Below are 13,635 nucleotides of genomic sequence, written 5' to 3' on the forward strand. Positions count from 1 at the left end.
GTTTGGCTGAATACTTCGCTATCACCCTTGCGCTGTGGAACATCGGCTAACAGGACTTATCTTAAGGGCGCGCTAGTCGAGCGTGTAAGAAGCTCAAGCTGGTCGCGTGGGCAGGCTGTCCACGCGAACCTGGAAATCGTAGCACCCGTATCAGTTAAAGATTGAGTTAAGAGCAGCCTTTCGACTCTTTGCGCGTTCCTCCATAGCAATCAGCTCAGTTCGAATTTTTTCAAAAACATCAACTCCAAATTCATCTGGAATATTTGCGATGGCAGTGAGAGCGCTTGATCGGGCGGTAAGGTTTCTGGCTTCGGAGTTGCTCAATTTTGCCTCTGCTATGATTTTCGCAGAGATGGATTTGTCCTGAGGCTTTGAAGATATATTGAAGGTTCGCTTTACAAGTAAAATTACGCTAAATGCCTGATGATCCTTAATGGAGTAGCTAATTATCGAGTCATCTGAGAAGTCAATAGATTTAAATATGCTTACAAAGATGGATGCCCAGAAGGTGCGGCTGATCTTCTTTTCTTTCTTGCTTTCAAATAATTTGTTCAATCTTGGTATTAGGTATTCTTCCTCTACGAAGTGCGGGTTGATTTCGTACAGAAGGCGAATGACATTGTCTGATGTGCTGCGGAAGTCAGAGGTTATTTCGCTAAGATACTTGCTGCGGATATCGTAATTTGAGTCATTAATGAATCTCGCTGTGAAGTACTCTTGGAAAGAGCGATGAACGAAGGTCAAGTGAAGGCCCTCTTCAATAAGGAGGCATGCAGCTTGCTTTGCATCGTCGAGGAAATTTTCTGATTCGACATCGTCAAGGCTGGTGACGACTTTGGCCTTGTTAATATATTCTATTGCTGACAGCGATGAGAACTTTATACTTTTATCGCGATAAGTTATTGCGCAAAACGCCGAGAATAGTCGTGCGAATTCAAAAATGTCGAGTGTTGTTCTTCGCTCTCTCCTATAGCCAGATTTAAGTGCGTCATGCTTTTGAAATAGAGCGATGTAAGCTTGCTCATAAAATGACGCAAATTTTGTTGGGATGTCTGCTGAATCGCCGTACGTCAGCAGCATTATTGAAAGGAGCAGTGGATTGGAAAGGAAGTGCTTGTGAGACCTGAAAAGCGATTTCTTCAGGCTTGCGATAAATCTCTGCTTGACCTCTTCTTCGCCGTCATAGTCTACCTTTCCTATTAGCTCGCATGCTTCATTAAGGGTTAGAGGTGCAATTTCGGCAGTGGTAAAATCATCCCAGCCCTCTAGTGTCATATCGGGGCGGGAAGAAAGGATTAGGCGTGATTTTGCGTTCGCCATCATTTTTTTTATACTTTTCTCGAGTTTCTTTCTTTGGGACGAGGGGACCTCGTCGAATCCGTCGAGAATGATGACTAGGAGTCCATCGACAATGGACTTCTTTACATACTGTTTGCCGAGAGGGAATCCGTGATCCTCCATGAATTGGGCGACCGCATCCTCAATATTTCCATATTGCTCAGCGCTTAGGCTGCGCAATTCAATGAATACCGGATACCCTGCGCCAGTCTGGATGCTGTCAAGAAGGAGGTGTCTCATGAATATGGTCTTGCCGGAGCCGCCGGTCCCCGTAATGATGCTCCTGTGACCAGTTACCGTGTCGAGCGTTGAAAGGTTCGCTCGTACATGTCGTTCTCGACTGTTGGTCGTTATGGCGGATGGGACATAAAAATCTGCTAAGTATTGCGGTTCGCTTCTTGAGAAGAAAGTGCGGGCTCGGCAGTACTTTGTTATTACTGATAGGCAGTATCGATCATGGGCCGTTCGGAATTCATAAGATGATTCGTTGCTCAGTTTCTTGCCAATGCTTCCCATGAGAGCTAAAGCCTTTGGAACTAGTGCGATGGACTTGGCCAGCGCCGTTGCTACCGGAGTTGCAACAGGATCCATACGGAGTCTTCCATTGATGTAAGTTGAGTGTTCGCCCGTGGACTCTCAAGTTTTGAGTGCCACACCAACACTTTAACTTCTTCGCTGTAGTCTGTGGCTATCAGCTTAGACTCAACCTTAGGCTCAACTTCCAAGTGCAACACCCCGCAATCACGTAGGGTGGCTGCATGGGAAAGCAGTACAGTCATTTGAGTTCCGAAGAGCGCGCTGTGCTCCAGATTGAGATTGGCAACGGGGCGAGCCTTCGGTCCATCGCCAGGCGCCTTGGCCGCAGTGCCTCCACGTTGTTCCGCGAGCTAGGTCGACAGCAGGAGTCCGTTTACAGGGCTATGCCTGCCGCTCAGCGCTATCGTCAGCGTCGCAGCAAGAGTGTGCGTAGGCGCAAGATCGTGGAGGGAAGCGCCTTGTTCCAGAGTATTCGTGACGACCTCGTGCTGTATCGCTGGTCGCCCCAGCAGATCGCTGCCAAGCTGCGTTCCATGCATCCAGATGACCCAACCCAGCGCGTAAGCCACGAGACCATCTACGCCAGCGTTTACGACCATCCACGTGGTGGGTTGAAGAAGGAACTGGCAGAAGCGCTCCGCCAGAGCAAGCCTGCGCGCGGCCGCCGGCGCACGACGGCAGCAAAGCGAACCTGGGTGCCAGAAGAACTGAAAATCGCCCATCGTCCCGAGGAAATACAACAACGGCTGGTGCCAGGACATTGGGAAGGCGACCTGATCAAGGGCGCGTTCAACCGCTCGTGTGTGGGAGCGCTGGTCGAGCGTAAGACCCGCTTCGTCATCCTGTGCAAGATGGACGGATGCACAGCAGACGCTGCATTGGAAGGTTTCAGACGCCAGCTGAAGAAGTTTCCGTCAGCGATGCGGTCAAGCATGACCTATGACCGCGGTACGGAAATGACGTGCTATGCCGAACTGATGGACCGACTGGACATGGACGTCTGGTTCGCCGATCCACACGCGCCTTGGCAGCGCGGAAGCAATGAGAACACCAACGGCCTGCTGCGCCAGTTCCTGCCCAAGGGCGTTGACCTGTCCGTGGCAAGCCAGGAATACCTCAATCACGTGGCGTGGCTTATGAACACTCGTCCGCGTCAGACGCTGGGCTGGAAGACACCGGCAGAAGTGATGGACGTAGAGCTGCAGGCATTTAGATCACGTGTTGCGCTTGCAAGTTGAGACCGCCCTACGCATGGGCGGGCAGTCCAGACAGGCCTCGTCATCGTGAAGATGATCGTCTTCGCGGCCTGATCAAGCACGCCTGGCTGGCGAGCGGGACGGTCTACGGCCACCGTAAGATCACGCGTGAACTTCGCGAGAGTGGGGAGCGCCGCAGTCGCCACCGTGTTCGACGCCTGATGAGAGCGGAGGGCATACGGGCGGAAATTGGCTACGGAAGGAAGCCGCGGCATCGAGGCGGACCAGCCGGCGTGGTTGAAAACGTTGTCAATCGCGATTTTTCGCCATGCGCTCCCAACAAGGTGTGGGTCACAGACATCACCTATATCCGCACCTATGAAGGCTGGCTGTTCCTGGCAGTGATCGTCGACCTTTACTCACGACAAGTGGTTGGCTGGGCCACGCAGCCCCAGATGACCACCGATCTTGTGTTGCAGGCGCTTGTATCGGCGATATGGAAGCGGAAGCCAGCTGCCGGCCTGATCATTCACTCCGATCACGGCAGCCAGTTCACCAGCAGCGATTGGCTATCGCTGCTGAAGCAGCACGGCATCGTCCCGAGCATGAGCCGACGGGGGAACTGCCATGACAATGCGGTGGCTGAGAGCTTCTTCAGTGCGCTGAAGAAGGAGCGGATCAAGCGACGGATCTACCCGACCCGGGACGAAGCGCACTCTGACGTATTCAATTACATCGAGATGTTCTACAGCCCAATCCGTCGGCATGGTTCCGCTGGTGACCTGGCCCCGGTAGAGTTTGAACGGCGCTACGCGCAAAGCGGCTCATGAGTGTCTACGGAACTCTGGCCGGTCCATGCCGATGGGAATGAGGACAACCGCCAGAACGATGACCCAATGCCAGATGCCGAAGGCGCCCATGTGCAAACTCCTTGTAAGGGGCCATGCAGGGTAGCACCCGTGTGCGCGGTCATTCCCCGATGCAGTTCAAGCATCACGCAGCGCCAACGCACGCGACATGGCGCTATGCTCGGCTTCTCTCCCAGGATGGGTCGCTCCATGCGCTTGATCGTGCTGTCGCTGTTGTTGTCCGCCGTCTCCGCCACGCCGCTGATGGCTGCCGAACCGGCGCCCCCCGCGCAGTCGGCCGCCGCCGCGCCGCTGGCCATCGGCGAAACCTTCACGATCGAATCGAAGGCGCTGGGCGAAACCCGCCGCATCAACGTCTACCGGCCGCAACCCTGGGGGCTGGACCCGAAGGCACCGCTGCCGGTGCTGTACATGCCCGACGGCGGTATCGGCGAAGACTTCCTGCACGTGGCCGGGCTGGTGCAGGTGTTGACCGGCAACGGCAGCATGCGTCCGTTCCTGCTGGTGGGCATCGAAAACACCGAGCGCCGCCGCGACATGACCGGCCCCAGCAGTGATCCGCAGGACCAGAAGATTGCCCCGCGCATTGGCGGTTCGGCCGCCTACCGCAGCTTCCTGCGCGATGAACTGATGCCGCAGGTGCGCCAGCGCTACGCCACCACCGACGAACGCGCGCTGATCGGCGAATCGCTGGCCGGCCTGTTCGTGGTGGAAACCCTGCTGCAGGAACCGGGCCTGTTCAACAGCTATATCGCGCTGGACCCCAGCCTGTGGTGGAACAAGGGCGCGCTGCTGGCGGCGGCGCCGAAGCAGTTGCCGGCGGTGGCCAAGGCCGGCCCGCGCGTGTTCCTGGCCAGCAGTGGCCAGCCGGAACTGGCCGATGCCAGCGCCAAACTCGCCGCACTGCTGCAGCAGGCCTCACCGTCGCCGCTGGTGAAGTACCAGCCGCTGCTGGATGAAACCCACGCCACGATCTACCACCCGGCCGCATTGCAGGCGCTGCGCACTTTGTTCCCGCTGCCTGCGGCAGCGCCAGCCGTTGCCGAAGACGCGCCGGCGCAGCCGTATGTGGCGCTGCCCGATACCCAGACGCTGCGCGTGCACGATCCGGCGGGCCGCGATTATCCGGTCTGGGTGGCCTTGCCGGCCGGCTATGCCGAACACCCGCAGAAGCGCTACCCGGTGCTGTACGTGACCGATGCGCTGTACAGCTTCCCGCTGGTGCGCAGCGTGCGCAACCTGGTGGGGCAGCAGGGGCAGAACATCGAGGACTTCATCCTGGTCGGGTTGCCGCCGCAGGAAGGCCTGACGTCCAAGCAGAGCCGCTCGCGCGACTACACGCCCAGCAACCCGGCGCGCATTCCTGCCGGCTACTACAGCAGCGATGTCACCTACGGCGGCGCCGCGCACTACCGCGATTTCCTGGCCACGCACGTGTTGCCGCGGGTCGATGCGCGCTACCGCACCGATCCGGCCCGCCGCACGTTCGCCGGGCACTCCTATGGCGCCCTGTTCGGCGCCTATGTGCTGACCACCCAGCCGGACCTGTTCAGCACCTACATCCTGTCCAGCCCTTCGCTCTGGTTCGACCAAGGGCTGCTGCCACGCCTGCAGGAGGCCGCCGTCATTCCCGCGCAGCCGACCCGCGTACTGCTGTCGGTTGGCGGCTACGAAACCATCAAGCCCGGCCCGCGCTATTCCACCGGCAATGACATGCTGCGGCAGGCGGCCGATTTCACCACCCAGCTGCAGCGCCCTGGCCGCAACCTGCAGGTGGACAACGTGGTGATGGACGGCGAAGACCATCTGACCGTCTACCCGCGCGTGATCACCCGTGCGCTGTTGGACGTGCTGCCGGGGGAGGGGCCTTACACCGGTGGCTGACTATCGTGGATGCGTTGAGATGCCGCCGGATCTGATTGCGCGGGTGGAGGCGTTGCATGCCGAGCATCCCAGCCTGCGTGGACTGCCGGCCACGGACACGCAGATTGCCGAGGCCCAGCAGACGCTGGGCGTGGTGTTCGATCCGCAGTACGTGGCATTCATCAAGCGCTTCGGTGGCTCGTTCGCCGGGGTGGACGTGCATGCGTTTGCGAACGGTTCGCTGGTTGGTCGCGAGACGGTGACCGAGCTGACGCTGCGCTTTCGCGACTTCCATGGCGAGGGGCTGCAGGATGAGCTGCGCGACGCCGTGGTGCTTTCCGATGACGGTGCCGGCAACCCGGTGCTGGTGACCGCACAGGGTGAAGTGCTGCTGTATCTGCACGAAGAAGGCGAAGTGGAACGCTTGTTTCCTTCGCTCTACGACATGATGGATGCCTGGCTGGCGTAGATCCACGCCATGCGTGGATGAATGCCTTACGCCGCCTGCGCGTCCGGCCCGGTCAGCACGCCGGCATCGGCGTGGCGGAAGCACAGCCGGATCGCATCCAGCAGCTCACTCATGTTGTAGGGTTTGGGCAGGAAATGGATGCCTGCGCGCAGCTGAGGCAGCACGCTGTGCTGGTCCATGCCCGAGGTGACCAGGATAGGGAGGTGCGGGTACAGCCCGCGCACCTGGTTGGCGGCCTCGATGCCGCTCACCCGGCCCAGGTTGACGTCGGTGAACAGCAGGTCGAAGCGTTCTCCGGCGGCCAGCAGGCCCAGCGCGGCCTCGGCGCTGCTGACGCCCACCACGTGGCAGGCCTGGCTTTCCAGCGCCATGCGGCTCAGCTCGCGGGTTTCTTCGGCATCCTCGATCAGCAGGACGCGCGGTTCAACGTGGCGCTTGGACAGCAACATGACGCGACAACTCCGGACAGCAGCGGTGAAAAGGCGCGCAAGTATGCCCGCCGCCCCGGTGAGGCCGGTGTGCAGGGCACGCTAAACCGGCGTTACACGGCATGTTGCCGAACAGTCATCGATAGACAGGTAGAGTCGAAGGTCGACAGAGAGGAGCGACGCCCATGCAGTGCCCCGTGTGTACCACCCAGACCCTGCAGATGGCCGAGCGCCACGGCATCGAGATCGACTACTGCCCGGGCTGCCGCGGCGTGTGGCTGGACCGTGGCGAGCTGGACAAGATCATCGAACGGGCCGGCGCTGCCGTGCCACCACCGGCACCGGTGCAGGCGCCGCCGCAGCCGCAGCCGCAGGTGGCACCGCAGGTGGTGCATCGTGATACCCGCCATCTGGGCCAGCGCTATGAAGACAGCCGCGGGCAGCATGGCCATGGTTACAAGAAAAAGAAGAAGGAAAGCTTCCTGTCGGAGCTGTTTGATTTCTGAGAACGGCAGGTAGAGTCGAGCTTGCTCGACTGCGCCGGAAGGCAGTCGAGCATGGCTCGACTCTACAAGGGCCAGAGAGCAGTCGAGCATGGCTCGACTCTACCGGGTCGTGGTTACGGGCGGCGCAGGATGTATTCGCGGTCGCGGGTGCTGCCGACGATGAAGTCGTACTCGCCGGCTTTTTCGCAGCCGTAGCGTGCGTAGAAGCGCTGGGCGGCGAGGTTTTCTTCCCACACGCCCACCCAGAGGGTGCGGCGTTGCGGCTGGTCCAGCCAGGCGATGAAGGCGTCCATCAGGCGCGCGCCGTGTCCGCGGTTGTGGTGGGCGGCCAGGATGTACAGGCGCTTGAGTTCGATGTCGCCGTCGCGTGCGTCGGCATGTGGAAGGGTGTTGGCGCCCGCCGCCAGATAGCCGACCACCTGCTCGCGGTCCAGCAGCAACCAGACGGCGCTGCGTGGGTCGGCCAGTTCCTCGCGCTGCGGCGCGATGCCGTAGTGATGCTGCAGGAACACGCCCAGTTCCCGCGGTGGGTACGAGTCGCCCCAGGTTTCTGTATACGTGGCAATGGCAATGGCCGAAAGCGCTTCGGCATCGGCCAGGGTGGCACGGCGGATCTGCAGGGACATGGCGGTGGCGGTGGTCAAGCGTGGCGCAGTGTAGCCGGCCCCGGCGCGAACCGGGGCCGTGCGGTGCGTTAGAACCACATGCGCACGCCGGCGACCCAGCGGGTGTCGCGGGCATGATCGCCGGCGAGGTCGGCGGCATCACCGAAACTGCGCTCGTGGCTGATGCCGATGTATGGCGCGAAGCGGCGGCTGAACTCGTAGCGCAGGCGCAGCCCGGCCTCGACCTTGTTCAGGCCCTGGCCAATGCCGTGCTCGGCCTCGTCCTTGGCTGCCAGCGTGGCTTCCACCAGCGGCTGCAGGATCAGCCGGTTGGTCAGCAGCACGTCGTACTCCACTTCGGCCTTGGCCAGCACCTGCCCGCCGGAACCCAGGTAGAGCGTGGCCGAGCTTTCGAACTTGTACGGCGCCAGGCCCTGGATGCCGATCGCCGCCCAGGTGCGCGAATCGGCAGGGCGGAAATCCTGGCGGACGCCGACCAGCACGTCCCACCACGGCGAGACGCTGCGGCCGTACAACGCTTCCAGCGATGTGGATTCGGTGCGGCCGCCACTGCGTTCACCATCGCTGCGCAGCCACAGGCGGTTGATGTCGCCGCCGATCCAGCCGGTGGCTTCCCAGGCCTGGCCCTTGCCGTCCTGGCCATCCCAGTGTTCCAGACGGTCGATCAGCAGCAGGCTGTTGATCTGCGGCGCATGTTCCATCGCATCGTGATTGATGGGCGGGAAGGCCGCGGCGCGGTCGGCGTCGGTGGGAACCGGGATGGGTTCGCGGGGTTCGCTGGGCGCGGGCATGACGTGGCCCATCGCGGCGTGGTCCATCTGCGAGTGGTCCATCGTTGAATGGTCCATCTTCGAATGATCGACCGGTGCCGCTGCGGGCATGGCCATGTCATGGCCGGCATGTGACTGCGCGAAGGCGGGCAGGGCAGCGGCCAGGCTCACGGCCAACAGACTGCGGGAGACGAGGCGGCTCATTCTTCGATCCTCACTTCGCGCATCATGCCCGCTTCCATGTGGTACAGCAGATGGCAGTGGTAGGCCCAGCGGCCCAGCGCGTCGGCACGCACGCGGTAGCTGCGGCGGGTGCCCGGCGGCATGTCCACGGTGTGCTTGCGCAGCTGGAACTCACCGGCGGCGTTTTCCACGTCGCTCCACACACCGTGCAGGTGGATCGGGTGCTGCATCATGGTGTCGTTCACCAGCACGATGCGCATGCGCTCGCCGTAGTTCAGCCGCAGCGGTTCGGCACTGGCGAAGGGAACGCCGTCGAACGACCAGGCGAATTTCTCCATGTGCCCGGTCAGGTGCAGCTCGATCTCGCGGCTGGGCTCGCGGCCATCGGGGTCGTCGAACAGGCTGTGCATGGCGCCATAGGTCAGCACCTGGCGGCCGTTGTCGCGCAGGCCGATGCCGGGGTCATCCAGCTTGGGCTCGGTGGCGCCGCTGCGCATGTCCACCAGCGGGCTGGCCCGTTCGCTGGCCGAATGCTTCGGCGCCTTGTTGGCGGCAGCGGTGCCATGCGTGCTGTGGTCCATATGGGCACCGCAGCCGCCTTCCATGCTTTTCATGGCCGCCATGTCGTGGCCGCCGTGGCCTGCCATGTCATGCCCCGACATGTCATGCCCCATGTCGCTCATCGTCAGCAGCGGGCGCGGGTCGCGCTGCGGTACCGGCGCCTGCAGGCCATGACGTACGGCCAGAGTGCCTGCGGCAAAGCCGGTGCGGCCCATGTCCTGGCAGAAGATGGTGAAGGCGTCCTGCCCGGTCGGTTCCACCAGCACGTCGTAGGTCTCGGCCGGGGCAATGCGGAATTCATCGATGCTGACCGGGTGGATGTACTGGCCATCGGCGGCCACCACGGTCATCTTCAGGCCGGGAATGCGCACGTCGAAATAGGTCATCGAGGCACCGTTGATGAAGCGCAGCAGCACCTTTTCGCCACTGCGGAACAGCCCGGTCCAGTTGCCGGCCGGCGCCGTGCCGTTCATCAGGTAGGTGTAGGTGTGCGCATTGACATCGGAAATGTCGGTGGGGGTCATCCGCATGCGGCCCCACATGCCGCGGTCGGACAGCGCCGCCGACCAGCCGTCGCGGCGCACGTCGCGCACGAAGTCGGGCAGGGTGCGCTTGTAGTAGTTGTCATGCTCGGCCAGCTTCTTCATGCGCCGGAACAGCGCGCCCGGGTCCATGTCCGTCCAGTCCGAGAGCAGGATCACATGCTCGCGGTGGTGCTGGTAAGGCGCCGGTTCGGCCGGGTCGATGATCAGCGCGCCGTACAGGCCGGCCTGTTCCTGGAACATCGAATGGCTGTGGTACCAGTAGGTGCCCGACTGCTTGAGGTCAAAATGATAGTGGTAGGTCTCGCCGGGGCCGATGCCGTTGAAGCTCAGGCCAGGCACGCCGTCCATGTTGGCCGGCAGCAGGATGCCGTGCCAGTGGATGGAGGTGGGGTGGCGCTCCAGCGTGTTGCGCACGAACAGGTCCACGGTCTGGCCTTCGCGCCAGCGCAGGATGGGCGCCGGCAGCGAGCCGTTCACGGTGATTGCCGGGCGGGTGCGGCCGGTGAAGTTGGCCAGCGATTCGCCGATGGCCAGTTCGACGCGGGTGTCGGTAAGCACGGCCGGTGCACCGGCCAGGCGCGGGTTGGCGCTGGCAGCGGCAAGCGCGCGCTGCGGCACGCCGATGGCGGTGGCGCCAGCGACCACGCCGCCAGCGGCCAGGCCCTGTACGAACAGGCGGCGGGACGGCATGGGCAGGGCGCCCGGGCCGGGAGGGATGCGGGTATTCATGGGTGACTCCGGAACACGGGTACGACCGGCTGCAGGGCCGGGATCGATGCGCGGCGCGCCCGCGGGCGCGTGGAATCAGCCGATGGGAGGGCGCGAGATGGGCGGCAACGGCGGCGCGGGACGGCCGCTGGCGTGTACCGGCTGCGGGGCCAGCGACCAGGCCGGGCCGACCGGCAGGGCCAGCGGCTGCACGGCCAGCAGGGGCTGCTGGGCACAGCTGCGCACGCAGTCCTTCATCTGGCAGTGGCTGTCGTGGGCCGGGGCCTGGGCTTCCGCGGCCGGCTCGGCCTGCATGCCCGCATGGTGGTGACAGTCGGATTCATCTGCCGCCGCGCTGGCGTTTTCATGCGCCATCGGGCCCATCTGCGCGTGCCCACTGGCCATGGCCGCGTTCACCCCGTTGAGCAACAGGCTGAGCATGAGCACGACACGCAGCAGGGTGGAGGCGACGGACATGGGCATCAATCTAACGGCAAGCGGGGTGCGATGCACTCCTTGATGAATGGCGTGTTCAAGGTTGGAGCAGGGCGAGGGTAGCGCCGGGCCACGCCCGGCGAGCGCGATGCGCGCCAACGCCGAACGCCTAGCCTTCCTCGCGCACGATCTCGACCAGGCGCGGGCCGTAGCGGCTGAGCTTGGTGCCACCGATGCCGCCGACCCGGGCCAGTTCATCCAGCGAGGTCGGGCGCTGTTCGGCGATGTTGCGCAGGGTGCTGTCGTGGAAGATCACGAAGGCCGGTACGTTCTGTTCGCGCGCCAGTTCGGCGCGCAGGCCGCGCAGCGCGTTGAACAGGGCCAGGTCCTGCGGCAGCACCGACAGGCCGGTGCGCTGCGCGCTGCGTTCGCGGCCTGCGGCAGCGCTGGCCGCATCGCGGCGCATGCTGATCTGGCGGCGGCCGGTCAGCACCGCGCGGCTGGCGTCGGTCAGGCGCAGGCCGCCATGGCCCTCGCTGTCCACTTCCAGCAGGCTGGCCGCCACCAGTTGCCGGAACACGCTGCGCCAGGTGCGCGCATCCAGGTCGCGGCCGATGGCATAGGTGCTCAGCTTGTCGTGGCCCTGCTGCTTGATCTTCTCGTTCTCGCTACCGCGCAGGATATCGATCAGATGGCCGACGCCGAAGCGCTGGCCGCTGCGGTACACGCAGCTGAGCGCTTTCTGCGCAGGAATGGTGGCGTCCCAGGCGGCCGGCGGGCTCAGACAGTTGTCGCAGTTGCCGCAGGGCTGCGGATAGGATTCGCCGAAACCGGCCAGCAGCACCTGGCGGCGGCACTGCATGGATTCGCAGTAGCCCAGCAGATGGTCCAGCTTGGACCGTTCCAGCTGCTTGCGCTCTTCGCTGGCTTCGGACTGCTCGATCATCTGCTTCAGCAGCACCACGTCGCCCAGGCCGTAGCACAGCCAGGCCTCGGCGGCCTCGCCATCGCGGCCGGCGCGGCCGGTTTCCTGGTAGTAGCCTTCCATCGATTTGGGCAGGTCGGTATGCGCCACGAAGCGCACGTCCGGCTTGTCGATGCCCATGCCGAAGGCGATGGTGGCGCACATGACGATGCCGTCCTCGCGCAGGAAGCGGCGCTGGTTGTTGGCACGCACTTCCGGCGGCAGGCCGGCGTGGTAGGGCAGAGCATTGAAGCCCTGGCCGCAGAGGAACTCGGCGGTTTCTTCCACCTTGCGCCGCGACATGCAGTAGACGATGCCGGCCTCGCTGCGGTGGCTGCGCAGGAAATCGGTCAGCTGCTTGCGGGCATTGTCCTTCTGCACCACGGTGTAGCGGATGTTGGGGCGGTCGAAGGAGCTGACGAAGTGTCGGGCCTGGGCCAGGTCCAGGCGCTCGGCGATCTCGCGCTGGGTGGGCGGATCGGCGGTGGCGGTCAGCGCGATGCGCGGAATGTCCGGCCAGCGCTCATGCAGCACGGTCAGCTGGCGGTACTCGGGGCGGAAATCGTGGCCCCACTGCGACACGCAGTGCGCTTCGTCGATGGCGAACAGGGCGATGTGGCTGCGCGAGAGCAGCGACAGGAAGCGGCCGGTCAGCAGGCGCTCGGGGGCGACATAGAGCATGTCCAGTTCGCCGGCCAGCAGTTCGCGTTCGACCCGGGCGGCGGTTTCGCCATCCAGGGTGGAGTTCAGGTATTCGGCGCGCACGCCGAGCTGGCGCAGGGCTTCGACCTGGTCCTGCATGAGGGCGATGAGCGGGGAGATGACGATGCCGCAACCGTCACGCAGCAGGGCCGGAACCTGGTAGCACAGCGACTTGCCGCCGCCGGTGGGCATGAGGACAAGTGCGTCATGTCCGGCAGCCACGTGCTCCACGATGTCCTGCTGGGGACCACGGAAATCGTCGTAACCAAAGACGCGTTGGAGCAGGTCGTGCGCGGGACGGGAAGCCATCCGCCTAGTTTACCCCGGCGGGGGTGTCCCGGCAGGGCTGCTCCCTGCACCCGCTTGGAGCAACGTCAACGGCAACGTCAAGAGCGGGCTATCCGTGGGTTGGCGGGGCGGTGTCGGATTGCGGGGACGCCGCAAGTACGTCCGTGTAGGCTTGGCCGCGGCATCCATGCCGCGGACACCCCGCAATCCGACACCGCCCCGCCTCTGACAGGTTCACGCGGCTGTGGGTAGGTGTCGACCTAGGTCGACACATCTGTCAGATATCGAATGAACAAAATGGGGTCGGACCCGTTTTCCTGCGGAAAACGGCTCCGACCCCAAGCTTTGCCGGCAGATCGCGGAGGTCTGTCGGAGGCGGGCTGGGTCCGGTTGAGGGGGTATCCGCGCCTTGGATGGCGGCTGTGGGTAGGTGTCGACCTTGGTCGACACATCTGTCAGACATCGAATGAATCTTCCACGCGTGGCGTGGCTCTACTGTGTCGACCAAGGTCGACACCTACGAGAGCATTGGGCCGTTCCGGCAGATCGCGGAGGTCTGTCGAAGGCGGGGTGGGTCCGGTTGAGGGGGTATCTGGTCTGGCTCCCTGAGAACGGACGCCATGAAGCTGTTTCAGGCGGCAGTCTCG

General features: G+C 63.1%; 11 protein-coding genes and 2 pseudogenes. 6 read left to right on the plus strand and 7 right to left on the minus strand.

Annotation, left to right across the window (positions count from 1 at the left end; all coding sequences use genetic code 11):
* Nucleotides 1–150 precede the first annotated feature (150 nt).
* Nucleotides 151–1,929 carry an NACHT domain-containing protein gene (locus RTY46_RS02750; RefSeq protein ID WP_312706556.1) on the minus strand — a complete coding sequence of 593 codons (1,779 nt, stop codon included), beginning with the start codon at nt 1,927–1,929 and terminating at the stop codon, nt 151–153.
* A 167-nt stretch (nt 1,930–2,096) separates the two neighbouring features.
* Here RTY46_RS02750 and RTY46_RS02755 point away from each other — a divergent pair, with 167 nt between their 5' ends.
* The 5 genes and pseudogenes from RTY46_RS02755 (at nt 2,097) to RTY46_RS02775 (ending at nt 6,272) form a co-directional block, all read left to right on the plus strand.
* The gene (locus RTY46_RS02755; RefSeq protein WP_312706557.1) at nt 2,097–3,113 is read left to right on the plus strand and encodes an IS30 family transposase; all 1,017 of its coding nucleotides are present in this window, start codon (nt 2,097–2,099) and stop codon (nt 3,111–3,113) included.
* Between the two features lie 8 nt (nt 3,114–3,121).
* A pseudogene (locus tag RTY46_RS02760) lies at nt 3,122–3,901 on the plus strand (IS3 family transposase); the annotation flags it as partial.
* 228 nt (nt 3,902–4,129) lie between these two features.
* Nucleotides 4,130–4,957, plus strand: a pseudogene (locus RTY46_RS02765) (alpha/beta hydrolase-fold protein); the annotation flags it as partial.
* The gene (locus RTY46_RS02770) at nt 4,958–5,824 is read left to right on the plus strand and encodes an alpha/beta hydrolase-fold protein (protein ID WP_312706575.1); all 867 of its coding nucleotides are present in this window, start codon (nt 4,958–4,960) and stop codon (nt 5,822–5,824) included.
* Nucleotides 5,825–5,843: 19 nt separating this feature from the next.
* The gene (locus tag RTY46_RS02775; RefSeq protein WP_312706558.1) at nt 5,844–6,272 is read left to right on the plus strand and encodes an SMI1/KNR4 family protein; all 429 of its coding nucleotides are present in this window, start codon (nt 5,844–5,846) and stop codon (nt 6,270–6,272) included.
* 26 nt (nt 6,273–6,298) lie between these two features.
* On the opposite strand, the gene RTY46_RS02780 is transcribed toward RTY46_RS02775, so the two are convergent.
* Nucleotides 6,299–6,721, minus strand: coding sequence for a response regulator (locus RTY46_RS02780; RefSeq protein ID WP_312706559.1), 423 nt, complete (start codon nt 6,719–6,721; stop codon nt 6,299–6,301).
* Nucleotides 6,722–6,885: 164 nt separating this feature from the next.
* Here RTY46_RS02780 and RTY46_RS02785 point away from each other — a divergent pair, with 164 nt between their 5' ends.
* Entirely contained in the window at nt 6,886–7,206 is a 321-nt protein-coding gene (locus RTY46_RS02785) for a zf-TFIIB domain-containing protein (RefSeq protein ID WP_312706560.1), read from the plus strand.
* 113 nt (nt 7,207–7,319) lie between these two features.
* On the opposite strand, the gene RTY46_RS02790 is transcribed toward RTY46_RS02785, so the two are convergent.
* The 5 genes from RTY46_RS02790 to recQ all read right to left on the minus strand — a co-directional run bounded on the left by RTY46_RS02790 (nt 7,320) and on the right by recQ (nt 13,009).
* Entirely contained in the window at nt 7,320–7,832 is a 513-nt protein-coding gene (locus RTY46_RS02790) for a GNAT family N-acetyltransferase (RefSeq protein WP_312706576.1), read from the minus strand.
* A 68-nt stretch (nt 7,833–7,900) separates the two neighbouring features.
* Entirely contained in the window at nt 7,901–8,806 is a 906-nt protein-coding gene (locus RTY46_RS02795; RefSeq protein ID WP_312706561.1) for a copper resistance protein B, read from the minus strand.
* On the minus strand, nt 8,803–10,620 hold the full coding sequence (locus RTY46_RS02800; protein ID WP_312706562.1) for a copper resistance system multicopper oxidase: 1,818 nt from the start codon (nt 10,618–10,620) through the stop codon (nt 8,803–8,805). The genes RTY46_RS02795 and RTY46_RS02800 overlap by 4 nt, the downstream gene beginning before the upstream one ends.
* 75 nt (nt 10,621–10,695) lie before the next feature.
* Complete coding sequence (locus tag RTY46_RS02805) at nt 10,696–11,076, minus strand: CopL family metal-binding regulatory protein (RefSeq protein ID WP_312706563.1); 381 nt, start codon at nt 11,074–11,076, stop codon at nt 10,696–10,698.
* Nucleotides 11,077–11,203: 127 nt separating this feature from the next.
* The gene (gene recQ / locus RTY46_RS02810) at nt 11,204–13,009 is read right to left on the minus strand and encodes a DNA helicase RecQ (protein WP_312706564.1); all 1,806 of its coding nucleotides are present in this window, start codon (nt 13,007–13,009) and stop codon (nt 11,204–11,206) included.
* Nucleotides 13,010–13,635 lie beyond the last annotated feature (626 nt).

Origin of the sequence: Stenotrophomonas sp., from assembly GCF_032056425.1 — a bacterium.
In the GTDB taxonomy this organism is placed as follows: Bacteria; Pseudomonadota; Gammaproteobacteria; order Xanthomonadales; family Xanthomonadaceae; genus Stenotrophomonas.

Coding starts and splice junctions, on each gene's coding strand:
- RTY46_RS02750 (WP_312706556.1), bottom strand. CDS start 1,929: ATGGATCCTGTTGCAACTCCGGTAGCAACGGCGCTGGCCAAGTCCATC.
- RTY46_RS02755 (WP_312706557.1), top strand. CDS start 2,097: ATGGGAAAGCAGTACAGTCATTTGAGTTCCGAAGAGCGCGCTGTGCTC.
- RTY46_RS02775 (WP_312706558.1), top strand. CDS start 5,844: ATGCCGCCGGATCTGATTGCGCGGGTGGAGGCGTTGCATGCCGAGCAT.
- RTY46_RS02780 (WP_312706559.1), bottom strand. CDS start 6,721: ATGTTGCTGTCCAAGCGCCACGTTGAACCGCGCGTCCTGCTGATCGAG.
- RTY46_RS02785 (WP_312706560.1), top strand. CDS start 6,886: ATGCAGTGCCCCGTGTGTACCACCCAGACCCTGCAGATGGCCGAGCGC.
- RTY46_RS02790 (WP_312706576.1), bottom strand. CDS start 7,832: ATGTCCCTGCAGATCCGCCGTGCCACCCTGGCCGATGCCGAAGCGCTT.
- RTY46_RS02795 (WP_312706561.1), bottom strand. CDS start 8,806: ATGAGCCGCCTCGTCTCCCGCAGTCTGTTGGCCGTGAGCCTGGCCGCT.
- RTY46_RS02800 (WP_312706562.1), bottom strand. CDS start 10,620: ATGAATACCCGCATCCCTCCCGGCCCGGGCGCCCTGCCCATGCCGTCC.
- RTY46_RS02805 (WP_312706563.1), bottom strand. CDS start 11,076: ATGTCCGTCGCCTCCACCCTGCTGCGTGTCGTGCTCATGCTCAGCCTG.
- recQ (WP_312706564.1), bottom strand. CDS start 13,009: ATGGCTTCCCGTCCCGCGCACGACCTGCTCCAACGCGTCTTTGGTTAC.